The organism is Sphingomonas sp., assembly GCF_036269755.1.
GTDB lineage: Bacteria > Pseudomonadota > Alphaproteobacteria > Sphingomonadales > Sphingomonadaceae > Sphingomonas.
Map to the genome: position 1 here is coordinate 165,823 of NZ_DATBDV010000023.1, position 20,817 is coordinate 186,639.

The 20,817-nt window shown below is 66.6% G+C and carries 23 protein-coding genes; 10 read left to right on the top strand and 13 right to left on the bottom strand.

Translation table 11 applies throughout. The features are described from left to right. Positions 1-11 precede the first annotated feature (11 nt). Together VH326_RS15505 and VH326_RS15510 are read left to right on the top strand one after the other, a co-directional pair. Positions 12-548: a phage tail protein gene (locus tag VH326_RS15505; protein ID WP_329632747.1), complete on the top strand. Its 537-nt coding sequence runs from the start codon at positions 12-14 to the stop codon at positions 546-548. A 61-nt stretch (positions 549-609) separates the two neighbouring features. Beyond that, positions 610-1,095 carry a GNAT family N-acetyltransferase gene (locus tag VH326_RS15510; protein ID WP_329632748.1) on the top strand — a complete coding sequence of 162 codons (486 nt, stop codon included), beginning with the start codon at positions 610-612 and terminating at the stop codon, positions 1,093-1,095. Here the strand turns inward: VH326_RS15510 and VH326_RS15515 are convergent. The 6 genes from VH326_RS15515 to rpsU form a co-directional block, all read right to left on the bottom strand. Next, entirely contained in the window at positions 1,088-1,390 is a 303-nt protein-coding gene (locus VH326_RS15515) for a DUF6916 family protein (protein ID WP_329632749.1), read from the bottom strand. The genes VH326_RS15510 and VH326_RS15515 overlap by 8 nt on opposite strands. A gap of 52 nt (positions 1,391-1,442) precedes the next feature. Continuing rightward, the gene (locus VH326_RS15520) at positions 1,443-1,562 is read right to left on the bottom strand and encodes a DUF2474 domain-containing protein (RefSeq protein ID WP_329632750.1); all 120 of its coding nucleotides are present in this window, start codon (positions 1,560-1,562) and stop codon (positions 1,443-1,445) included. After that, on the bottom strand, positions 1,562-2,572 hold the full coding sequence (cydB, locus tag VH326_RS15525) for a cytochrome d ubiquinol oxidase subunit II (protein ID WP_329632751.1): 1,011 nt from the start codon (positions 2,570-2,572) through the stop codon (positions 1,562-1,564). Before cydB ends, VH326_RS15520 begins: the two co-directional genes overlap by 1 nt. Then, positions 2,569-3,969 carry a cytochrome ubiquinol oxidase subunit I gene (locus VH326_RS15530; protein WP_329632752.1) on the bottom strand — a complete coding sequence of 467 codons (1,401 nt, stop codon included), beginning with the start codon at positions 3,967-3,969 and terminating at the stop codon, positions 2,569-2,571. The genes cydB and VH326_RS15530 overlap by 4 nt, the downstream gene beginning before the upstream one ends. 104 nt (positions 3,970-4,073) lie before the next feature. After that, a complete protein-coding gene (locus VH326_RS15535; RefSeq protein ID WP_329632753.1) occupies positions 4,074-4,706 on the bottom strand; it encodes an FKBP-type peptidyl-prolyl cis-trans isomerase in 633 nt (210 codons plus the stop codon). Positions 4,707-4,800: 94 nt separating this feature from the next. Further along, the gene (gene rpsU, locus VH326_RS15540; protein ID WP_329632754.1) at positions 4,801-5,007 is read right to left on the bottom strand and encodes a 30S ribosomal protein S21; all 207 of its coding nucleotides are present in this window, start codon (positions 5,005-5,007) and stop codon (positions 4,801-4,803) included. Positions 5,008-5,364: 357 nt separating this feature from the next. Between rpsU and cysS the strand changes: the two genes are divergently transcribed. From cysS to VH326_RS15560, 4 genes are all read left to right on the top strand, one after another. Beyond that, complete coding sequence (gene cysS / locus VH326_RS15545) at positions 5,365-6,798, top strand: cysteine--tRNA ligase (protein ID WP_329632755.1); 1,434 nt, start codon at positions 5,365-5,367, stop codon at positions 6,796-6,798. Next, positions 6,798-7,343 carry a hypothetical protein gene (locus VH326_RS15550; protein WP_329632756.1) on the top strand — a complete coding sequence of 182 codons (546 nt, stop codon included), beginning with the start codon at positions 6,798-6,800 and terminating at the stop codon, positions 7,341-7,343. Before cysS ends, VH326_RS15550 begins: the two co-directional genes overlap by 1 nt. A 62-nt stretch (positions 7,344-7,405) precedes the next feature. Then, positions 7,406-7,846 (top strand): TM2 domain-containing protein, encoded by a 441-nt coding sequence (locus VH326_RS15555; RefSeq protein WP_329632757.1) that lies wholly within the window; start codon positions 7,406-7,408, stop codon positions 7,844-7,846. After that, on the top strand, positions 7,843-8,778 hold the full coding sequence (locus VH326_RS15560) for an NAD(P)-dependent oxidoreductase (RefSeq protein ID WP_329632758.1): 936 nt from the start codon (positions 7,843-7,845) through the stop codon (positions 8,776-8,778). The genes VH326_RS15555 and VH326_RS15560 overlap by 4 nt, the downstream gene beginning before the upstream one ends. A 45-nt stretch (positions 8,779-8,823) precedes the next feature. Here VH326_RS15560 and VH326_RS15565 read toward each other — a convergent pair whose 3' ends face one another. Next, positions 8,824-9,153, bottom strand: a complete 330-nt coding sequence (locus VH326_RS15565; RefSeq protein ID WP_329632759.1) for a Rap1a/Tai family immunity protein — start codon at positions 9,151-9,153, stop codon at positions 8,824-8,826. 63 nt (positions 9,154-9,216) lie between these two features. Further along, positions 9,217-9,810: a TetR/AcrR family transcriptional regulator gene (locus VH326_RS15570; protein ID WP_329632760.1), complete on the bottom strand. Its 594-nt coding sequence runs from the start codon at positions 9,808-9,810 to the stop codon at positions 9,217-9,219. A 60-nt stretch (positions 9,811-9,870) separates the two neighbouring features. Here VH326_RS15570 and VH326_RS15575 point away from each other — a divergent pair, with 60 nt between their 5' ends. Further along, entirely contained in the window at positions 9,871-11,298 is a 1,428-nt protein-coding gene (locus VH326_RS15575) for a carotenoid oxygenase family protein (protein ID WP_329632761.1), read from the top strand. A gap of 1 nt (position 11,299) precedes the next feature. Here the strand turns inward: VH326_RS15575 and VH326_RS15580 are convergent, their stop codons facing one another. Continuing rightward, complete coding sequence (locus VH326_RS15580; RefSeq protein ID WP_329632762.1) at positions 11,300-11,944, bottom strand: DUF2490 domain-containing protein; 645 nt, start codon at positions 11,942-11,944, stop codon at positions 11,300-11,302. Positions 11,945-12,033: 89 nt separating this feature from the next. Here VH326_RS15580 and VH326_RS15585 point away from each other — a divergent pair, with 89 nt between their 5' ends. Both VH326_RS15585 and VH326_RS15590 read left to right on the top strand, forming a co-directional pair. Further along, the gene (locus VH326_RS15585; protein ID WP_329632763.1) at positions 12,034-13,407 is read left to right on the top strand and encodes a class II 3-deoxy-7-phosphoheptulonate synthase; all 1,374 of its coding nucleotides are present in this window, start codon (positions 12,034-12,036) and stop codon (positions 13,405-13,407) included. Positions 13,408-13,475: 68 nt separating this feature from the next. Next, a complete protein-coding gene (locus VH326_RS15590; RefSeq protein WP_329632764.1) occupies positions 13,476-14,603 on the top strand; it encodes a cytochrome-c peroxidase in 1,128 nt (375 codons plus the stop codon). 12 nt (positions 14,604-14,615) lie between these two features. Here the strand turns inward: VH326_RS15590 and VH326_RS15595 are convergent, their stop codons facing one another. Further along, on the bottom strand, positions 14,616-16,238 hold the full coding sequence (locus tag VH326_RS15595) for a hypothetical protein (protein WP_329632765.1): 1,623 nt from the start codon (positions 16,236-16,238) through the stop codon (positions 14,616-14,618). A 179-nt stretch (positions 16,239-16,417) separates the two neighbouring features. Here VH326_RS15595 and VH326_RS15600 point away from each other — a divergent pair, with 179 nt between their 5' ends. After that, entirely contained in the window at positions 16,418-17,719 is a 1,302-nt protein-coding gene (locus VH326_RS15600) for a chloride channel protein (protein WP_329632766.1), read from the top strand. 10 nt (positions 17,720-17,729) lie between these two features. On the opposite strand, the gene VH326_RS15605 is transcribed toward VH326_RS15600, so the two are convergent. The 3 genes from VH326_RS15605 to VH326_RS15615 form a co-directional block, all read right to left on the bottom strand. Then, a complete protein-coding gene (locus VH326_RS15605) occupies positions 17,730-18,137 on the bottom strand; it encodes an MAPEG family protein (RefSeq protein WP_329632767.1) in 408 nt (135 codons plus the stop codon). 152 nt (positions 18,138-18,289) lie between these two features. Further along, positions 18,290-18,436 carry a lmo0937 family membrane protein gene (locus VH326_RS15610; protein ID WP_329632768.1) on the bottom strand — a complete coding sequence of 49 codons (147 nt, stop codon included), beginning with the start codon at positions 18,434-18,436 and terminating at the stop codon, positions 18,290-18,292. A gap of 106 nt (positions 18,437-18,542) precedes the next feature. Next, positions 18,543-20,804 (bottom strand): putative bifunctional diguanylate cyclase/phosphodiesterase, encoded by a 2,262-nt coding sequence (locus tag VH326_RS15615; protein WP_329632769.1) that lies wholly within the window; start codon positions 20,802-20,804, stop codon positions 18,543-18,545. Between the last annotated feature and the right edge of the window lie 13 nt (positions 20,805-20,817).

The window sequence follows — 20,817 nt, forward strand, 5'->3', positions numbered from 1 at the left end:
AAGGTCTTATCATGACGGCACCTTTTATCGGCGAGATCAGGGCGTTCGGTTTCAACTTTCCACCGCGCAACTATATGTTTGCTTCGGGTCAGTTGCTCCCCATCGCCCAGTATACCGCGTTGTTCTCGATCCTCGGCACGACCTATGGCGGCAATGGGACGACCAACTTCGCGCTGCCCGATTTGCGCGGCCGTGTTGCGATCGCTCAGGGTCAAGGGCCCGGCCTCAGCCAATATGTACTCGGCGAAACGACCGGGACGGAGAACGTGACGCTATTGAGCACCGAGATGCCGGCCCACACCCATCAGATGATGGGCGGCACGGTGGCCAATGCGCCGAACCAGGTCAGCGGCACGCCCGAGGCCGGAGCGATGTTCGGCGGAAGTTCGCCCGGCAAGGCCTATGTCGCTACGGCAGCGAACTTGACGCCGATGGCCGTGCAAACGATCGGATTCACCGGCGGGGGACAGGTGCACAACAACATCCAGCCGGTGCTATGCATCAATTATTGCGTCGCGATTCAGGGTATCTTCCCGACGCGCAACTAGACGGACGTCTTCGGTGAATATGGCTGAGGCGTCGTCAGCTTTCGCTTTACCCGCCGGGCTGGTGTCTCAGGGGTTCGCGCTGCGGCCCGAAACCGACGCGGACATTCCGTTCCTCGCGCGGCTTTACGCGAGCACGCGCGAAGCCGAACTGGAGCATGCGCCGTGGGAGCCGCTGTCAAAGCTGGCGTTCCTGCTCAACCAGTTCGAAGCACAGCGGCGCCATTACTACGCTTATTACCCCGACACCGCATTCGACGTGATCGACTTGCATAGCGTGCCGGTCGGCCGCCTCTATCTCGAAGCACGGTCTGGTTCGTATCATATTATCGACATCGCGCTGATGCCCGACATGCGCGGCCAGGGGGTCGGCACGCAATTGCTCGAGGGGCTGCTGGCTCATGCCGGGGCGCTCGGCAAGGGTGTCGGCATTTCGGTCGAGACGTTCAACCCGGCGCTTCATCTCTATCGCCGGCTGGGTTTCACCCATATCTCGGACGAAGGCATCTACCAGACGATGGAATGGTCGCCCGAACCGGTCGTCAGTTGAACGTCGCCGAATAAGTCGCGCCTTCAGCCTCCGAATAGGCGTTCGGCACGATGAAGATGTCGTGCTCGCCCATCGTCGGATGGACCAGCCGATACATTCCCTGTTGGTAGACGGTCGGGCCGGGCTCGCGGAAGACCAGTTCGAACGGTGGGCGCGCGCCTTCCGGAAGGGTCGACACCTTGAGCGGATTCGCTTCGACCAAGGTGAAATGCAGCGCTTCCGCCCCGTCACCGGCGGGCAACGTGAATACCGTCCCCACGTGCGGCGCGAAATCCTCGACAGTCAGCGTTGCCATGCATCGATCCCCCAGCTTGCGCCGTCATTACTGACGCATGCCGCGCGCTCGATCAAGCGTGGAGCACGCTCCGGATCGCCAGCGCCACCACGCCGAGCGCGGCAACGCTCGCTGCCCAGATGCCCGCCATCCAGGCGAGCCGCTTCCACAACGGACCGGCGTCCGCGTCCATCAATGATACCCGCCGGCGTCACCGACCTTGCCGCGAAACACCCAATACGACCAGGCGGTGTAGGCGAGAATGATCGGGATCATCAGCCCGGCACCGATCAGCATGAAGGTCTGGCTCTTCGCTGGCGATGCGGCCTGGACGATCGACACCGCGCCGGGCACGATGTCGGGGTACATGCTCGCCCCCAGCCCGGCGAAGCACAGCAGATACAGGCCGAGCGTTAGGAGGAACGGCATCAACTCCTTCTTGTTGAGCAGCGCCCACCAGAAGCCGATCGATAGCGCCGCAACCAGCACCGGCACCGATCCCGCGAATAGGATGCTCGGAAAGGTGAGCCAGCGTTCGTAATAACGCTGTTCGAGGAAAGGCGTGGCGGCGCTAACCGCCGTCACCGCAAGCGCAGTCGCCACGCCCGCGATTCGCGCGAGCCGAAACGCGCGTCCCTGGGTCGCGCCATCGGTCTTGAAGATCAGCCAGCAGCTGCCGAGCAAGGCGTATCCCGCGACCACACCGATGCCGGTGAGCAGCGAGAACGGCGTCAGCCAGTCGAGCCAGCCGCCGCCATAGCCGCGGCCCGTGACCTTGACGCCCTGGAGCAGTGCACCGAGCACGATCCCTTGCGCCAGCGCCGCGGTGACCGACCCTGCGGTGAAGGCGAAGTCCCAGAAGGCGCGGTGCCGCGGATCGCGCCAGCGGAACTCGAACGCGACGCCGCGAAATACCAGCCCCAGCAGCATCGCGATGATCGGCGGATACATCGCCGGCATCAGCACCGCAAAGGCGAGCGGAAACGCCGCCATCAGTCCGCCGCCGCCGAGCACCAGCCAAGTCTCGTTGCCGTCCCACACCGGCGCGATCGCATTCATCGCCTGGTCGCGCTCGGAACCGACGCCGAACGCCGGGAACAGGATGCCGATGCCGAGGTCGAACCCGTCCATCACGACATACATGAACACCGCGAACGCGATCAGGAACGCCCAGATCAGCGCGAGCGTCGGATCGGCGGTCATGATTCGTCTCCCCGCTGTGGCGCAGGGGTGATCCCGGCGGTGCGGATCGGTGCATCGCCCATTTGCGGCTCATCCGGCACCGCGCCCGCCTGCATCAGCTTCAGGATGTACCAGACGCCGATCCCGAACACCGCGAAATAGACCGCGACGAACGCGACAAGCGAACTCGCGACCGCGGGCGCCGCCAGCGGAGACGCCGCCTGGCTGGTGCGCATCAGGCCATAGATCGTCCAGGGCTGGCGCCCGACCTCGGTGGTGATCCAACCGGCGATCACCGCGACGAACCCCGCCGGCCCCATCGCCACACCGACACGATGCAGCCACTTCCAATCGTAGAGCTTGCCCCGCCACCGCGCGACGAGGCTCCACAGCCCGAGCCCGAGCATCGCGAAGCCCAATCCGACCATCACGCGAAACGACCAGAACACCACGGGCACCGGCGCCCATTGGTCGCGCGGAAAGTCCTTGAGGCCCGGCAGCGGCGCGTTGGGGTCGTGCTTGAGGATCAGCGATCCGACCTTGGGGATCTCGAGCTTGTAATGCACCTTGCCGTCGGCGTTCGAGGGCAAGCCGAACAGGACCAAAGGCGCGCCGTTCGGGCTAGGCTCGTAGTCGCCCTCCATGGCCAGTACCTTGGCCGGCTGATGCTCGAGCGTGTTGAGCCCCTGCGCATCGCCGGCGAGGATCTGCACCGGCGCGACGAGCGCCGCCATCCACATCGCCATGCTGAACATCTTGCGGTGGTGCGGATTGGCGCGGTCGCGGAGGAGATGCCAAGCCCCGCACGCACCCACGACCAGCGCGGTCGTAAGATACGCCGCGATCACCGTGTGGACGAGCCGGTACGGGAAGCTCGGGTTGAAGATCACTTCCGCCCAGCCGCGCGCGACGACGAACTGCCCCTGCGCGTTGATCGCGAACCCGGTTGGGGTCTGCATCCAGCTGTTGACGCTCAGGATCCAGAACGCCGAGATGAAGGTGCCGAGCGCGACCATGCAGGTCGCCGCGAAATGCAGCCCCGGCCCGACTCGCTTCATCCCGAACAGCATCACGCCGAGAAAGCCGGCCTCGAGGAAGAAGGCGGTCAGCACTTCGTACGCCATCAGCGGCCCGATCACCGGCCCGGCCTTGTCGCTGAACGCCGACCAGTTGGTCCCGAACTGGTAGGACATGACGATGCCCGACACGACGCCCATCGCGAACGCGACCGCGAAGATCTTCACCCAGAACCGGAACAGGTCGAGATAGACCGGCTTGCCGGTCCGCAGCCACAACCCCTCGAGCACCATCAGATAGCTGGCGAGCCCGATCGAAAAGCTCGGGAAGATGAAATGAAAGCTGACCGTGAACCCGAACTGGATCCGAGCGAGCAACAGGGCAGTTTCAGCGGCTGTCATCGCCACCTCCTTGCCCGCCGCCGATGCGCCCCGTCAGCCCGCGGCGCAAGTGCAGTCTGTGCAGCCCGGCGTGCCGTGCTTGTCAGCGCGCCTAGCGGGCAAAATCACTTGCCCGGAGGTACCAGGTTTTCGCCGCCCGGAGGCGCCGTGTCGCCGCCCGGCCCACCAGGGCCGCCCGGTCCACCGGGACCGCCCGCGCCACCCGCGCCGCCCATCATCTGCTGCTGTTGCATCAGCATGCGGAACTGGTCGGCGGGCATCGACCCGAGCATCTCGACGTCGAAGATCAAAGGCGAATTGGCGGGGATCACGACCTTGCCGCTCGGATCGCGCTTTTCCTCGGCGCCGTAAGCGAGCCTGGCGGGGATGACGAAGCGGTACTTGGCGCCCTTGTTCATCATCTTGAGCGCTTCGGAGAAGCCGGGGACGACGCCGTCGCGACCCTTCTTCGGATCGGCGGCGGCGACCGGCATCGGCGTCGGCTGCTGCGAACGGTCGAACGTCTCGCCCGACGGCAGCCGCCCTTCGTACATCACCAGCGCGATATCGTTATCGGTCGGCTTGTCGCCGGTGCCCGTCGCGAGCACGTGATATTTGAGGCCCGACGCGGTGGTGTGGTAGAAATCGCCCTGGCGCGCGAGCAGGAATGCCGCTGCGACCAATAGGGCAATGCCGATCCACAGATAGACGAGGTAGCTGCGCTTGACGGGCTGAAGCGGAACGGCGGTCACGGTCATTGGGTCAGCCTCGACGGGATGGCCGTTGCCACGGCCGGGACACGCAGTCGGTAGAAGCGGGGGCCGCTAGCCGCAAGCCCCGGATAGGACGGGTCTACTTGGCCCCGTCGCGTTCCATCCGCTTGCGCTCGAGCTTGCGGGCGCGGCGAATGGCGGCGGCGCGCTCACGCGCACGCTTCTCGCTGGGCTTTTCGTAGTGGCGGCGAAGCTTCATCTCGCGATACACGCCTTCGCGCTGGAGCTTCTTCTTGAGAGCCCGAAGCGCCTGATCGACATTGTTATCGCGCACGATGATTTGCATAAAACCCGTCAACTCCGAATCGAATAGATATGGTCGCCGCGAACCGGGTCCGGGCGTTCAAGGGGCGTGCCCCTAACAGCGGTGTCCGCGAAAGGCAAGCGCGCGACCTGATTCGCCACGGCCAAACTTCACAAGGTTCACGGGGTGTCGCTGGCGAAGGTCACGAAAGTCACGGGACGTCTCCCGCCAAAATGCGGCGAACCGAGTGGCGATGTCAGCGGACAGGCGGGGCGAACGGAGGTCACCCCCCGACGCTGACGAAGCAATTCCAACATTACAAGCGGGATCGCACCCGAACGGCCGCATGCCGTATCCGCCCGTTTGCCTAGCAGCCGCCCGCTGGCTAAGCCGCGCGGCATGACGCACGGCGCTCCGCTTGTCCTTTATAACAGCCTGACGCGATCGCTCGAAACCTTCGAGCCGATCGATCCAGCCAATGTGCGAGTCTATTCGTGCGGGCCGACGGTCTATAACTACGCGCATATCGGCAATCTGCGCGCGTACGTCTTCACCGATACGCTCTCCCGGGTGCTGAGGTGGAAAGGCTACCCCCTCACCCACGTCATCAACATCACCGATGTCGGGCATCTGACGTCGGACGCCGACGCCGGCGACGATAAGATGGAGGCCGCGGCCAAAGCCTCGGCCAAGAGTATCTGGGACATCGCCGCGCATTACACCGCGGCGTTCAAGGCGAACCTCAACGACCTCAACATCCGCCAGCCGTCGCGCTGGTCGGTCGCCACCGATCACATCGCGGAGATGATCGCGTTCGGCGAAAGGATCGCGCCGAAGCACTGCTATCAACTCGACAGCGGCCTCTATTTCGACGTTTCGACCGTGCCAGATTATGGCCGGCTCGCGGGAGCGCAGGACGATGTCCGTGAGGGCCGGATCGACACGGTCGCGGGCAAGCGCCACCCGCAGGATTTCGCGATCTGGCGCGCCTCGCCGCCGGGCGAGCAGCGCCAGATGGAATGGGATTCCCCTTGGGGCAAAGGCGCGCCGGGCTGGCACCTCGAATGCTCGGTGATGAGCGAGAAATATCTCGGCTCGCCGTTCGACATCCACACCGGCGGCATCGACCATCGCGAGATCCACCACCCCAACGAGATCGCGCAGAACCAGGCCTATTGCGATTGTTCGGACACCGGCGCGCGGTGGTGGATGCACAACAATTTCTTGGTCGAGCGCAGCGGCAAGATGTCGAAATCGTCGGGCGACTTCCGCACGCTGCAAAAGCTGGTTGACGCCGGCGTCCACCCCCTCGCCTATCGGCTTATGTGCCTGCAGGCGCATTACCGGTCGGAGCTGGAGTTCAGCGAGGAGAACTTGCTCGCCGCCCTCACTCGCTTGAAGCGGCTGGCGATCACCGTGACGCAGCTTCGCGACCGTCCGCCCGCGCCCTCAGCCGGCTCCGCGCTAGGCTATCGCGAGCGGCTCGATCGGGCGGTGTCGGACGACCTCAACACCGCCAAGGCGCTGGTCGCGCTCGACGAACTGCTCGCCGACAAGACGGTATCGCCTGCCGACCGCCTCGCCGCGCTTTCCGATTTCGACGCCGTGCTCGGACTCGGCCTTGGCGAAATGCGCCGCGAAGACCTGCGCGTCCGCCCCGCGGCCGCGACGCTTACCGAAGCGGACATCGCCACCCACCTCGCCGGGCGCCGCGAAGCGCGTGCCGCGAAGGACTTCGCGCGCTCCGACGCGATCCGCGACGAACTCGCCGCCGCCCGTGTGGAAGTAATGGACGGCGACCCGCTGGGGTGGGACTGGAGGCCAACATTATGATGAGCATCTTGCTATTCCTCGCGCTACAGACTGCGCCGGTCGACAATAGCGACCGCCCCGACGACATCGTCGTCACTGCGGTGCGGGACAGCTGCACGCTGCGCTTCGCCGACAAGGCGATGACCGACGCGCAATTCGACGCGCGCACCGAGGAATGGAAGGCCGGGCACCCGGTGCGGCTGATCCTGCGCAGCGACGCCGACTTCCCGTGCGTGCGCAAGCTCGCAAGGCGCCTGTTCGACAAGGGCGTGACTCGGATCGAGTTCATCGATCCGCAGGGCAAGCCCGCCTTCCCGTTCCAGCCCGACCAGAACCTCCCCCGCTACACCGCGCCGAACGGCGCGCCCAATTCGATGACCGGGACCGGCGGCGAACCGGGCGGCTGGAGCGAGATGCGCGCGCGCGAGCACAGCTTTCTCGGGCGCAGCGCCTCGCAACTGATCCTCCAGGGCAAGTGCGCCGAGGCGCGCAAGATGGCGCTCGAGCAAGGCGATCTCGACGCCGCGGCGGCGATCGTCGAGGTGTGCCGCGTGCAGGGGCAGTGACTCGCGCTTGAACGAGCCCCGGCGCCCCGGCTAGATTACGCCCACGAGATTCGGGGGATGGAATGCGCGGGCAAGTACTTGGCGTCGATGTCACGACTGGCGACGGCCAGATTTCGGGGGACGACGGCCAGCGTTACGTCTTCAAGCCCGACGATTGGAACGACCGCGTCGGGCCATCGGTGGGCGCGCTGATCGATTTCGACCTGGACGGGCGCAACGCGCGGCGAATCTATCGTCAGCCCGGCAGCCATGCCGTGGCGCCCGCCGCCGTGCGCACCGACCGCAACAAGGTCGTCGCCGCGTTGCTCGCTTTCTTCCTCGGGGTGTTCGGCGTGCACCGTTTCTATCTCGGGCGGATCGGGTCGGGCGTCGTCATGCTGATCCTGACCTGTACGGTCGTCGGCGTGCTGGTCACCAGCATTTGGGCGTTCGTCGATTTCATCCGCTACCTCGTCATGTCCGACGCCGAATTCAACGCGCGCTATCAGCAGCGGATCGCGTGAAGGCCGTCCTCCCCGCGCTCGCGCGCCCGTTGCTCGAGCCGCAAATCCCCGCGGGGATCCACGTCTCCTGGTTCGCCACCCGCGAGGAAGCGGGAGAGATGATCGTCAATGCCGACATCGCCTGGGTCGACATGCAGCGCGGGGTGTGGACCGCCGAAGCGGTGGCCAAGGCGACTCGGCTCAAATGGCTGTCGACGATCTTTGCCGGAATCGACTTCCTCGATCTCGAAGCGTTGCGCGCCAACGGCACGGTGCTCACCAACGGCACCGGCATCAACGCGCTCGCGGTCGCCGAATATGCCGTGATGGGCGTGCTGGTCGCGGCCAAGCGCTATGACGAGGTCGTGCGGCTCGCCGACAAGCACGAATGGACGCTGCAGGCGCCGGGCCAGGTCGAATTGTTCGAGACCAAGGCGCTGATCGTCGGGATGGGCGCGATCGGCAAGCTGATCGCCGAGCGGCTGGCGGCGTTTGGCGTCGATGTGACGGGGGTCACGCGGTCGGGGCGCGACGGCACGCTCAAGCCCGATCAGTGGCAGGCGAAACTCGGCGCGTTCGACTGGGTGATCCTCGCCGCGCCGTCGACCGATTCGACCAAGGCGATGATCGGCGCGGCCGAACTCGCCGCGATGAAGCCGAGCGCGTGGCTGATCAACATCGCACGCGGCGACATGATCGAGGAAGCCGCTTTGCTCGACGCGCTCAACGGCCGCAAGATCGCCGGCGCGTTTCTCGACCCGACCTACCCCGAGCCGCTCCCGCCCGAGCATCCGCTCTGGTCGGCGCCCAATTGCCTGATCACGATGCACCTGTCGGGCCGCAGCCAGACCAAGATGTTCCCCCGCGCCGCCGCGCTCTTCCTGCGCAACCTCGACGCGCTCGTGAACGGTCGACCGATGGAGAATGTCGTCGATCTCGAAGCTGGGTATTGAGCCTCCACACCCAGCGAACTCCGCCTTATGCCGATCGACCGAACCTTATTTGCGCTTCGCGCAGGGAAAGGCGTTGCTCAGCGCGGCGATCACAATTCCCGACGCCGCTAATGAACGCTCATCAGCATTGGCGCGGAGATAGCGAACGACCACGTCCTTGAGCTTGTCAGGCGTCGTCCCCGCTGGCGCGCAGATGAGCGGCGGCAGCGACTTGGTGGCCTTACCGGTTTCGGCCAGGTCGGCGACACCGGTAACGTACGCCGCGCAAGCCGCCTGATCCTCGGCGCTCACGCTGACGCACCGGGCGAACAGCGACTTTCCCGTCTCGAAATTGGTAACGGTCACTTCTTGCAACATCAGCATCACCGCGATCATTTGCTTTTCCCAGCACTTCGAGTTGCCGCAAGGATCGCAGGCCGTCCAACGATGGGCAAGCCGTTACTTGGGCCCGCCCATCCCCAGCCCGCGCGTGTCGACCACGGCGTCGATCAGCGCCTCGTCGCGCGGGACATACCCTTGCAGCATCAGCACCGCGAGCCCGTGAACCAGCGCCCAGGCGCGCATCGCAATCGTCCGCGCGGCCGCGACGCTCGCGCCCTCCCCCGCAATCTTGAAGGCATAGGCGCGCAGCAGCTTCCCCGCCTCGTCATCCTCGGGCGCTTCGAGGTCGAACAAATCGTCGTGCGGCGGCATCGCCGCCATCAGCCGGAACAGCGCCGGATGGTCGAGCGCGAACCGCACATAGGTGCGGCCGGTTGCCTGGAACTGGTCGAGCACGTCGTCATAGTCGGCCGCGGCCGTGCGCTGCGCCTCGCCGAGCCGATCATACGCCGCGAACGCCAGCGCCGCGCGCAACGCCTCCTTGTCGGGAAAGTGTCGGTATACCGCGGTCGCGCTGACCCCGACGGCGCGCGCGATTTCGCGTAGCGACGGATCGGCGTCCTCGCGCTCCTCGAGCATGCGCAATCCCTCGGCGATCAATGCCGCGCGCAGATCGCCATGGTGATACGATTTGGCGGCCGAATCTTTCATGTTGACACTGTTACCATACCAGATATGTTGACGCCATAAACATCGAGTCGGAGACCAGTCATGGCCAGTGTCATCGAAAATGCAATCCGCGGTACCGTCACCAAGGGGATCGGCGCGGTTGCCGAGTTCAACCGCAAGCGCATGCCCGACACCGACCATCCGTTCCTGAGCGGCATCCACAAGCCGATGCCGGCCGAGCTGACGCTGGAGGACTTGCCCGTCACTGGCACGATCCCGCCCGAACTCGACGGTCGCTACCTCCGCATCGGCCCCAACCCGGCGCGGCCTGAGGCCAAGGGGTATCACTGGTTCACCGGCGACGGCATGGTCCACGGCATCGCGCTCCAGAGCGGCAAGGCGTTGTGGTACCGCAACCGCTGGATTCGATCGAAGCGAGTCGAGGCGGAAACCGGGACGCAGCATGCCCCCGGCCCGCGCCATGGCGGGTTCGACACGGTCAACACCAACGTGCTCGGCATTGCCGGGCGCACTTGGGCTTTGGTCGAGGCGGGCAGCTACCCGGTCGAGCTGTCGGACGAACTCGACGAGCAGACCTACAATCCGTTCGACGACACGCTCGCCGGCAGCTTCACCGCGCATCCCCACTGCGATCCGCTGACGGGCGAGCACCACGCGATCTGCTACGAAGCGACCGTCCCCGACGAAGTGCGCCACGTCGTGCTGTCGCCCGATGGCAAGGTGACTCGCGAGCTGGCGATACCGGTCAAGCATGGCCCTTCGATCCACGATTGCGCGATCACCGCGCGCTATGCGTTGATCCTCGATCTGCCGGTCACCTTCTCGATGAAGGCGCTGATCGGCGGGCACAGCTTCCCCTATCGCTGGAATCCCGAGCATCAGGCGCGGATCGGGTTGCTCCCGCGTGACGGCGGCGCGGGCGACGTGATCTGGGTCGATTGCCCGCAGGCGTACATTTTCCACGTCGCCAACGCCTATGACGCGCCGGACGGCACGGTCGTGCTCGATGCGTGCGTGTACGATACGATGTTCGCGGAGATGACGGGCGGCCCCTCAGGGCGCTCGCTGGGGCTCGAACGCTGGACGATCGATCCAGTCGCCAAAACCGTCGCGCGCCGGACCATCGATGCGAAGCCGCAAGAATTCCCGCGCCCCGACGAGCGCTTCTTTGGCCAGCCTTATCGCTACGCCTACACGATGGCGCTGCCCACGGGCGACTTCGCGATCGGCGACACCCGGCTGTATCGACACGACCTCGAAACCGGCGGCAAGCAGACTCACGATTTCGGTCGAGGCCGCTATCCGGGCGAGTTCGTGTTCGTCCCGCGCAGCGACGATGCAGCCGAAGGCGACGGCTGGATGGTCGGGCTGGTGATCGACTTGCCCAACGAGACCACCGACCTCGTCATCATCGACGCGATGGATTTCGCGGCCGCGCCAGTCGCCAGCATCCGCATCCCCCACCGCGTGCCGCCGGGCTTCCACGGCAATTGGGTGGCGAACGGCTAGCCTACCATTTGTACGCCAGCCCCAATGTCGCGGCGCCGATCGTCCCGGCGCCGCGAGTCCATTGCCGCAGATAGCCTGCGTCGAGCCTGACCGCCTTGGCCAGCGGCAGCTGCACGCCGATCGATTCGCGGATGCGGTCGTAGCCGCGGCGCTGACCCGCGCCGCTGCCAAGGTTGAAGAACCCCTCCGCGCCCGCGACCAAGGCCGGGCCGTCCTTGCGTAGCGGCAGCGTGAGCCTGAGCATCGGCCGCGCGCGCCAGCCCAGCCCGCTCCGCCCTTCCCGCCAGCGTTCTTCCCCGCGCAACCGCCCACCGATCCGCACCGGCCCGATCCGGGCGATGTCGTCGAGCGTCAGATCCTCGCGCACGCGCTGTTCGTTCGTCGCCGCGTTGCTGGCATAGGCGGTCTTGTAGACGTAGCCCGCCCAGACCGTCGCGTGGCGGTCGAGCCGGTAACCGATCGCACCGCTCGCCACCCATTCGTACAGCCCGTCGCCGTCGAACCGCGCGATGCCGTCGACCGAGGCTCGCCAATCGCCGCCCAGCGACCCGCTCGCGCCGGCGCTCGTCCACACTTCCCCGTCCTTCGCGAATGCCGCGCCAGGGATCAGGATCGCGAGGGCGGCCAATGGCAGGGGCAAGCGCATCGCACGCCCATGCCAAACTTTCCTTGATTGCGCGACGCCGGTGTTTCCCGCATGGAAACGGCCCGGTTTTTCGAGGAATAGTGACGATCATGGCCGCCAATTGGGCCCCCGACAGCTGGAAAAGGCACGAGGCACGGCAACTTCCGTCCTATCCCGACGCCGCCGCGCTCGACGCCGCGACCGCGCAGCTGACGGGATATCCGCCGCTGGTCTTCGCCGGCGAGGCGCGCAACCTGACCGCCGATCTCGCGCGCGTCGCGGAAGGGAAAGCGTTCCTGCTCCAGGGCGGCGATTGCGCCGAGAGCTTCGCCGAGTTTCACCCCAACAACATCCGCGACACCTTCCGAGTGATCCTCCAGATGGCGGTGGTGCTGACCTATGCGTCGAAGCTGCCGGTGGTGAAGCTCGGCCGGATGGCCGGCCAGTTCGCCAAGCCGCGGTCGGGCGATACCGAGACCGTCGACGGCGTCACCCTCCCCTCGTACCGCGGCGACAACGTCAACGACATCGCGTTCACCGCCGAAGGGCGCACGCCCGACCCGCAACGCATGGTCCAGGGCTACAGCCAGTCCGCCGCGACGCTCAACCTGCTCCGCGCGTTCGCGCAAGGCGGCTACGCCAACCTCCACCAGGTCCATCGCTGGACGCACGATTTCCTCGGATCGAGTCCGTGGGCGAAGAAATACGAGGAAACCGCCGACCGTATCGGCGAGGCGCTCGAGTTCATGGAAGCGTGCGGGATCAATCCCGAAACCGTACCTCAACTCGCGCAGACAGTGTTCTACACCAGCCACGAAGCGCTCTTGCTCCCCTACGAGCAAGCGATGACTCGCCAGGACAGCCTGACCGGCGACTGGTACGACACATCCGCGCACATGCTGTGGATCGGCGACCGCACGCGGTTCGACGGATCGGCGCATGTCGAGTTCCTGCGCGGAATCGGCAACCCGATCGGTGTCAAGTGCGGGCCGAGCCTCGAGCCCGATCTGCTGCTGCGGCTGCTCGACACGCTCAACCCGGCGCGCACGCCGGGCCGAATGACGCTGATCACCCGCTATGGCCACGACAAGATCGAGGCGGGGTTGCCCAAGCTGGTCCGCGCGGTGAAGCGCGATGGGCATCCGGTGATCTGGAGCTGCGACCCCATGCACGGCAACATCGTCCGTGCCGCCAACGGCTACAAGACGCGCCCGTTCGACCGCATTCTGGCGGAGGTCCGCGGCTTCTTCGCGGTGCACCGCGCGGAGGGGACGTTCGCAGGCGGCATCCACGCCGAAATGACTGGACAGAACGTCACCGAATGCACCGGCGGCGCGGTCGCCGTGACCGAACAGTCGCTGGGCGATCGCTACCACACGCATTGCGACCCGCGGTTGAACGCGGGGCAGAGCCTGGAGCTGGCGTTCCTGCTGGCGGAAATGCTGAACGACGAACTCCGGCAGCGAAGGGCTGAGGCGGCTTAGCGGCGATAGAGCGCTGGCCCAGAGACGAAGGGAGAGCGATGCGCTGGGGGAGCATGGGGCCGCTGATCGTGAGCGCCCTGGTCCTGGCGGTGGCGGCGTGCGGCAGGGGACACGCTCCGCCGCGCGCCACGCCCGCGGGCGTCGCGGCACTCACCACCATCGACTTCGCACACGTCGCCAACTATTCCGCCCCGGCGCTTCCCGCCTCTTTCGATCGGACGGTGACCGCGCTCGACAACAGCCCGGCGTCCAATGTGGCCGACGATCGGGTGGCGACGCTGGGGCGCGTGCTGTTCTACGACCTGCGGCTAAGCACGAACAACCGCGCCTCATGCGCCTCCTGCCATCGACAGGCGCTTGGCTTCACCGACTCGATGCGGTTCAGCAACGGGATCAGCAGCGCCGCGACGACCGACTTTCACGCGATGCGGCTCGGCAATCTCCGGTACTGGCAGCCGGGGTCGGCCTTCTGGGATCGGCGCGCGGCGAGCGTCGAGGCGCAGGCAAGCATTCCGATCCACAGCTTGAGCGAATTGGGATGGGGCGGCGCGGCGGGCGGGCTCGACACGCTGGCCAAAAAGATGGCCGCGACGCCATATTACCCCGATCTGTTCGGCTGGGCGTTCGGCAGCGCCACGATCACCGAACCGCGTATCCAGCACGCCCTTGCCCAGTTCGTGCGCGCGATGATCTCCAGCTCGAGCCGGTGGGACACGGGCTATGCGCGAGTCTTTTCGCCGGCCGCGCCGAACCGCGCTCTGGACGTCGACCTGCCAAACTTCAGCGGCCAGGAAAATCGCGGGCGGCACCTGTTCATGACTCGGGTCGGCAACGGAGGCGCCGGCTGTTCGTCCTGCCACGTTCCGCCGACCTTCGCGCTGGCGGCGGATGCGCGGAGCAATGGCCTCGACGCGGGCGAAACGCGGTTGTTCAAGGCGCCCTCGCTACGCAGCGTGGGACTGACCGGCCCCTATATGCACGACGGGCGGTTCGCGACGCTGGCGGACGTCGTCGGCTTCTACGATCACGGCATCCAGGCGGGGCCGGCGCTCGACAATCGGCTGCGGCAAGCTGGTCGACCGCAGCGCTTGAACCTCAGCCTGGCGGATCGAGCGGCGCTGGTCGCCTTTCTGATGACGCTGAACGACCCCGCGCTAACCAAGGATGCCCGCTTCAGCGATCCGTTCCGCCGGTGAAGCCGGCAAGTCCTAGGCGCGGATCGAATACAAGGTTGCGTTGCTGATCGCGTAGACCGCACCGTCGGCGCCCACCAGCGTCGGGGTATAGGCCTGGCCGAGCCCGGCGTTGAGCCGCACGCTTTGCGACAGCGTGTTCGTCGTCAGGTCCCAGCGGTAGAGCACGCCGTCCTCGTTGTTGGCGAGGATCGACTTGCGCGCCGGATCGGCGGCCATCGTGTTGATGCACCATTCGCGCCGCGCCGTCGCCGAGCCGGTGTCGAGCGTCGGCCCGAGGATCGTCAGCACTTCACGCATCACCGCCACGCTCGGCACGATCGAGTCGGGCTGGCTTGACTTGGGGTCCAGCACGGCAATCCGGTTCAGCCCGTCGCCCGTACCCACACCGTTATAATTGTTGTACTTCTGCGCGAGCAAATAGGTCGACGCGCCGCCATAAGACGGCACCATCGAAGCCGGGATCACGCTGGGCGATACGTCCCAGCCGAAGCTGCCGGGCACGCCGACCGGATTGAGCAGGGCGTCGAACTGGAGCAGCCAGCCGCGCGCATTGTGCGTCGGAAACTGCGCTTCCAGCACGCCATAGAATACGCGGCCATCGGGGCCGACCACCGGCGACGCGGTGCCATCGTCGCTGACGCGCGCGGGCGTGAGCGCGTTCGGATCGATCAACGCGACCTTCGCGCGAGTCGCCAGCGTCGTGCTGTCGAGCGCGAGCAGATAGCCCCTCTGGGTGCCGGCCCCGACGGCGATGTTCACCGCGATGTAGACCGTGGCGCCGTCGATCGAGAGCGCGGGCGCGCAATTCATCGCGGGCTTCTGGATCGCCGCGTCGCCGGCCGCCGTCGCGGCGCTGACCCAGATACCCGTGCCGTCGGGCGCGACGCGCGCGATTCCGCTCACCAGACCAGCCGGGTTCGCGCCGCTCACCTGGAAACCGAAGAAGATGTTGCCCAGCGCATCGGCCGTGAGCGGCGTGTTGATGAACACGCTGCCGTCGAACGCCGCCGAATTGGCGGCGTACGTGCCCGAGCCGTAGAACAGCTGCGACGCAAACGCGCCGCCAGTAGCGTCGGCGTCGGCGCGCATCATCAGCTTGCCGCCGGCCCCCGGCGCATAGAGGCGGCCCCCCTGGGTGAGCAGCACATTGTACGGCGGCACCCAATTGTGCGGCGGCGTGACATAGTCGGTCATCGCCGACCAGATCAGCGTGCCGGTCGCGCCGTCGCGGCCCTCGACACGATAACCGCCGGTGGCCGTCGTCTTGACCGGAATCACCACCGTGTTGTGCGTCGTTACGACCGGCGAGCCGTAGTGCGTGAGCAACGCGCCGCTCGCAGTATATTGCGGCACGAGATCGACTGCCGACGACCACGCGATCCGGCCCAGATTCTGCGATGCGATCGCGCTCACCGCCGTGTGCTGCGGGTCGTGGCCGTAGCTGAACCAGGCGGGGCCTGAGACCGGTGCGGGGGTTGGCGTGGGGGCGGGTGCGGGCGCTGGGCTCGGCGTCGGCGATCCGCCGCTGCTTCCGCCGCACGCCGCGAGCAATGCGGAGGACGACAGCATCGCCAGCGTGCTCCGCCGCGAAACGATCGCGGGGGGCGGGGCGGGCGGGAGCGGACGGCGGCTCATGGCGCCACCATATGCCTTGACGATACGAACGCACCACCGAAATTTCGCTTGCCCTCCCCTTCGCCCGCGCAGCTGAACCGGGCGCGGAACCGATCGGGCAACGCAGGCAGGCTGGACAAGCACTGACAGCGACGCCGGCAGCGGCTAAGGGGTGCCTCTTCCTCCTGCCGGTGCATCAAATGGCTCGCCCATCCTTCGTCTTTTCCAGGCGCATTCGCCTGCATTCGATCCGAACGCAGCGCCAGCTCGTCTTCCTGCTGGGCGGTATCGCCGTGGGTGCATCGGCGGTCGCGATGGCGTTGCTCGCGGACGAGGCCCAGGCAGCGTTCCACAGCCTGATCCTGCGCTGGCGCTATGTCCCGCTGGTGATCACGCCGCTCGGGCTCGGGCTGATCGCCTATGTCACGCGTCGGCTGTTCCCCAACTCGCAGGGCAGCGGCATTCCGCAGGCGATCGCGGCGCGACAGCTGACCGATGCCGACGCGCGCGGCAAGCTCGTGTCGATCCGAGTCGCGATCGGCAAGATCGTGCTGACGCTGTTCGGCCTGCTGTGCGGCGCCTCGATCGGCCGCGAAGGCCCGACCGTCCAGGTGGGCGCGTCGATCATGTTCGCGATCGGCCGGCTGTCGCCGCGACGCCAGCCGGGCCTTATCCTCGCCGGCGCATCGGCCGGAGTCGCCGCGGCGTTCAACACGCCGCTTGCCGGGATCGTGTTCGGGATCGAGGAAATGAGCCGCGCGTTCGAGGCGAGGACCAGCATGCTGCTGATCGGCGGAATCATCGCAGCGGGCCTGACCTCGCTCGCGCTGTTCGGCGACTATACCTATTTCGGGACGACCTCGGTCAGGCTGGGGCCGCTGGGGTGGCTCGCGGTGCCGGTCTGCGGCGTCGTCGGCGGCCTGGTCGGCGGGCTGTTCAGCCGCATCCTGATTGAGTTCGGCCGCGGATTGCCGGGCGCCGCCGGGCGCGTCATCAAGCATCACCCGGTGGTGTTCGCGATGCTGTGCGGCGTGGGGGTGGCGCTATGCGGCCTCGCCTCCGGCGACACGATCTACGGCACCGGCTATGCGCAAGTGAAGCCGCTGCTCGATCACGGCGCGTCGCTTCCGCACTCGTTCGGGCTGCTCAAGCTGGTGGCGACCGCGCTCGCGGCGATCAGCGGCATCCCGGGCGGGATATTCTCGCCGTCGCTCGCGGTTGGCGCCGGGATCGGTTCCAACCTGTCCGTTCTGTTCCCCGGAACGCCGGTCGCCGCGCTCGTCCTGCTCGGCATGGTGTCCTACTTTTCCGGGGTGGTGCAGGCGCCGATCACGGCGTTCGTCATCGTCACCGAAATGACCAACGACCACGCCATGGTCGTGCCCGTCATGGCTGCCGCCTTTATCGGCCGAGCGGCGTCGCGCCTGGTTTGCCGCGAAGGCGTGTATCACGCGCTGTCGAGGCGGTTCGTGACGGAAGCCACGCCGGCCGTCGCGACGTGATTTCCGGGCGTCAGGCTCCCCCGGTCGCCAAGCTGTAGACGATCCTGCCGAGCGCGCCGAGCAGCAGAACCACGACGGCAAGCGCCTGGATCAGGAACCCCGTGCTGCGCTTGGCTGGATCGGCCATGTAGCCGCTCGAATAGACGACCCGTCCGACGATCCACACCACGCCGAGACCGGCCGCGACGCGTTCGTCCCAATAGATCGCGAACAGCCACAGCGCCGCCAGGAACAGCGGCAGCCATTCGAGCGTATTGATGTGCACCCGGTTCGCGCGCTCCAGGATCGGGTGGCCGGTCATCGCGGGGGCATCGATCCCCGACTTGCCGCGCGCGCGGGCGACCTGAAGCCCCATGCCGAAATAGACCAGCAGCGCCAGAATCGTGACCAGAGCGGTCCAGCGATGTTCCATCATCATGTTCGTCCCCCCGAGAGCGCCGCGTGAAGCGGCGCGATGGCGAGACATGACACGAAATCCGGCCGGATGCGAACACACGAACGGTTCCGGCAGCATGGCCACCGGAACCGTCGCTCATTCGAAGCGCGGGGAAGGCCCCGCACATGGCTCAGCTAGACGACGCGTCGACCCTGGATCAGGCGAACGACGACGACGATCAGCGCGATCACGAGGAGAATGTGAATGAGGCTGCCGATATGGAACACGGCAAACCCGAGCAGCCACAAAACGAGCAGGATGACGACGATCGTCCAAAGCATGATATTTCCTTCCTGTTCTGGCGCAGCGCTCGCTCGGTCACCGAAACGATACGCTACAGGAACGGAAAGACGCGCCACACGCCCGCAGGTTCCGCAATTCGTCGTTTCACCCCACGGCGGCGCGCCGCGGCGTGTCGTCGGCGAGCATCGCCTGGACCGCCGCGCCGTCGACCGGCTTGCTGAACAGATAGCCCTGAACCGAGGTGCAGCCGTGCTTGCGGAGCTCGGCGAGTTGCGCCTCCTCCTCGACCCCCTCGGCGGTGGTTTCCATCCCCAATGCGCGGGCGAGATCCGTGATCGCGCGGACGATCGCCACCGCGCCGGAGCGAGTCAGCAAGTCGCGGATGAACGATTGGTCGATCTTGATCTTGTCGAACGGAAACCGCTGGAGATAGCTGAGCGACGAATAACCCGTCCCGAAATCGTCGAGCGCGACCCTGACCCCCAGCCCGCGCAGACCGTGGAGCAGGGTAAAGGTCGCGTCGGATCCTTCGAGGAAGATCGACTCGGTGATTTCGAGTTCGAGTCGGCTCGGCGAAAGCCCGCTGGCGGCGAGCGCACGCATCACCGTCTCGTTGAGGCCCGGGCGGCGGCACTGCACCGACGACACGTTGACCGCGACTCGGACATGCTCGGGCCAGGCCGTCGCTTGCTGACACGCGTCGCGCAACGCCCAGGCGCCGATCTCGACGATCAACCCCATTTCCTCCGCGATCGGGATGAATTCGGCCGGCGACACGAAGCCGCGCGTGGGATGATGCCAGCGTAGCAGCGCCTCGAACGACCCGATACGGTCGCGCGCGAGGTCGAACAACGGCTGGAAGTGGAGCTCGAATTGCCCTTCCTGCAAGGCGATGCGCAGGTCGCCCTCGATCCGCCGCCGCTCCTGCGCGCGCTGGTTGAGCGCTTCCTCGAAGAAGCAGAAGGTTCGCCGGCCGAGCTCCTTGGCGCGGTGGAGCGCGAGGTCGGCGTTCTTGAGCAGCGCGCGCGCGTCGGTGCCGTCGCCGGGCGAAATCGCGATGCCGATGCTCGCGCCGGGCGTGACGTCGTGCCCGTCGATCCGCGTCGGCGCGCCGACCGCATCGAGCGCGCGCTTGGCAAGACGCTCGATCGGATCGTCGGGGTCCTGACGCGCGACGATGACGAATTCATCGCCCCCCAGCCGCGCGACGAAGCTGTGCCCGAGCACAGTGTCGAGCTGGGCCGCCACCTGACGCAGCAGCTCGTCCCCGACCGGATGGCCGAGCGTGTCGTTGACCGACTTGAAATTGTCGAGATCCGCGATCAGCACCGCAATCCCGCCCCCGTTGCGCTCGCTGAGCTTGAGCTCATGCTCGACATGTTCGAGGAAGTGTGCGCGGTTGGGCAGCCCGGTCAGCGTGTCGTTGAACGCCAGCTGCGTGATCCGCCGCTCGCGCTCGGCGATGTCGGTCGCCATGCGGTTGAAGCTCTCGGCGAGGCGCGACAACTCGTCATTGCCCTCGACTGGGACCGACGCCTCGTTGCCCGCCGCGAGCCGTGCCGCCGCCGCCTCAAGCAGCGTAACCGGCCGCGTGATCGACCGTGCCATACGGAAGGTGGCGAACAAAGTGGTGAGCAGCCCGAGCAACCCCGCGAGCAGGACTGTGACCTGAAGCCGGTGATAACCCGCCAAAGCAAGGTCCAGGGGATAGCGCAGTAGCAGCACCGCGTCTGGCGCGCCTGCCATCGTCGGGAGCGGCTTGACCAAAGCGAGCGCGGTGCCCGTGGGCGTCGTTACCTCGGACGCCGATCGATCCTTTGCCGCGCGCTCGATGAAGCTCGACAGAGCGCCGCTTTCGGGATCGAATGGGTCCGCCCATTGCCCATTCTCTCGACGCTGGAACACCGCAGCCTGAATCGGGATCGCCGACAGACTCTGCAGCCCGCGCATCTCCTTGACGTCCAGATCGGTGGCGAACACGACCCAGCCGATCAGTTGGGGCGCGAGAATGGGCGCGGCGATGACCTGGTGTGGCGTGCCGCCGAGTTGGGTCACGCCCGACGTCTGCCCCGCATCGAGCGCATTCCACAGCCCGGCGGCCTCCGCCGACATTTGCGAACCGCCGCCGACGACGTTGCCGTCGGCCCCGACGACGAACGCCACCGGGACGCCCATGCGGCGCTTCAAATTGTCGAGCGCGGATACGATCGTCGGCTTGTCACCGGTTGCAACCGCCGCGCGGAACCCGAAATCGCGCGCGAGCAATCCGGCAGCGCCACCAAGCTGCGCGGCACGCTGGCTCCACAACCGGTCGGACACCGTACCGGTTGCGGCAAGCTCGCGCTCGACTTGGTCGGTCGCGCTATGTTCGGCCACCGCCAGCAAGGTCACCGAAATGGCGAGCATCGCAGTTGCAACC

What these genes read in the sequence shown, in the direction of transcription:
- VH326_RS15505 (WP_329632747.1), top strand. Translation starts at nt 12, where the DNA reads ATGACGGCACCTTTTATCGGCGAGATCAGGGCGTTCGGTTTCAACTTT.
- VH326_RS15515 (WP_329632749.1), bottom strand. Translation starts at nt 1,390, where the DNA reads ATGGCAACGCTGACTGTCGAGGATTTCGCGCCGCACGTGGGGACGGTA.
- cysS (WP_329632755.1), top strand. Translation starts at nt 5,365, where the DNA reads ATGACGCACGGCGCTCCGCTTGTCCTTTATAACAGCCTGACGCGATCG.
- VH326_RS15550 (WP_329632756.1), top strand. Translation starts at nt 6,798, where the DNA reads ATGAGCATCTTGCTATTCCTCGCGCTACAGACTGCGCCGGTCGACAAT.
- VH326_RS15530 (WP_329632752.1), bottom strand. Translation starts at nt 3,969, where the DNA reads ATGACAGCCGCTGAAACTGCCCTGTTGCTCGCTCGGATCCAGTTCGGG.
- VH326_RS15585 (WP_329632763.1), top strand. Translation starts at nt 12,034, where the DNA reads ATGGCCGCCAATTGGGCCCCCGACAGCTGGAAAAGGCACGAGGCACGG.
- rpsU (WP_329632754.1), bottom strand. Translation starts at nt 5,007, where the DNA reads ATGCAAATCATCGTGCGCGATAACAATGTCGATCAGGCGCTTCGGGCT.
- VH326_RS15610 (WP_329632768.1), bottom strand. Translation starts at nt 18,436, where the DNA reads ATGCTTTGGACGATCGTCGTCATCCTGCTCGTTTTGTGGCTGCTCGGG.
- cydB (WP_329632751.1), bottom strand. Translation starts at nt 2,572, where the DNA reads ATGACCGCCGATCCGACGCTCGCGCTGATCTGGGCGTTCCTGATCGCG.
- VH326_RS15615 (WP_329632769.1), bottom strand. Translation starts at nt 20,804, where the DNA reads ATGCTCGCCATTTCGGTGACCTTGCTGGCGGTGGCCGAACATAGCGCG.
- VH326_RS15520 (WP_329632750.1), bottom strand. Translation starts at nt 1,562, where the DNA reads ATGGACGCGGACGCCGGTCCGTTGTGGAAGCGGCTCGCCTGGATGGCG.
- VH326_RS15595 (WP_329632765.1), bottom strand. Translation starts at nt 16,238, where the DNA reads ATGAGCCGCCGTCCGCTCCCGCCCGCCCCGCCCCCCGCGATCGTTTCG.
- VH326_RS15575 (WP_329632761.1), top strand. Translation starts at nt 9,871, where the DNA reads ATGGCCAGTGTCATCGAAAATGCAATCCGCGGTACCGTCACCAAGGGG.
- VH326_RS15535 (WP_329632753.1), bottom strand. Translation starts at nt 4,706, where the DNA reads ATGACCGTGACCGCCGTTCCGCTTCAGCCCGTCAAGCGCAGCTACCTC.
- VH326_RS15600 (WP_329632766.1), top strand. Translation starts at nt 16,418, where the DNA reads ATGGCTCGCCCATCCTTCGTCTTTTCCAGGCGCATTCGCCTGCATTCG.
- VH326_RS15565 (WP_329632759.1), bottom strand. Translation starts at nt 9,153, where the DNA reads ATGATCGCGGTGATGCTGATGTTGCAAGAAGTGACCGTTACCAATTTC.
- VH326_RS15580 (WP_329632762.1), bottom strand. Translation starts at nt 11,944, where the DNA reads ATGCGCTTGCCCCTGCCATTGGCCGCCCTCGCGATCCTGATCCCTGGC.
- VH326_RS15555 (WP_329632757.1), top strand. Translation starts at nt 7,406, where the DNA reads ATGCGCGGGCAAGTACTTGGCGTCGATGTCACGACTGGCGACGGCCAG.
- VH326_RS15605 (WP_329632767.1), bottom strand. Translation starts at nt 18,137, where the DNA reads ATGATGATGGAACATCGCTGGACCGCTCTGGTCACGATTCTGGCGCTG.
- VH326_RS15570 (WP_329632760.1), bottom strand. Translation starts at nt 9,810, where the DNA reads ATGAAAGATTCGGCCGCCAAATCGTATCACCATGGCGATCTGCGCGCG.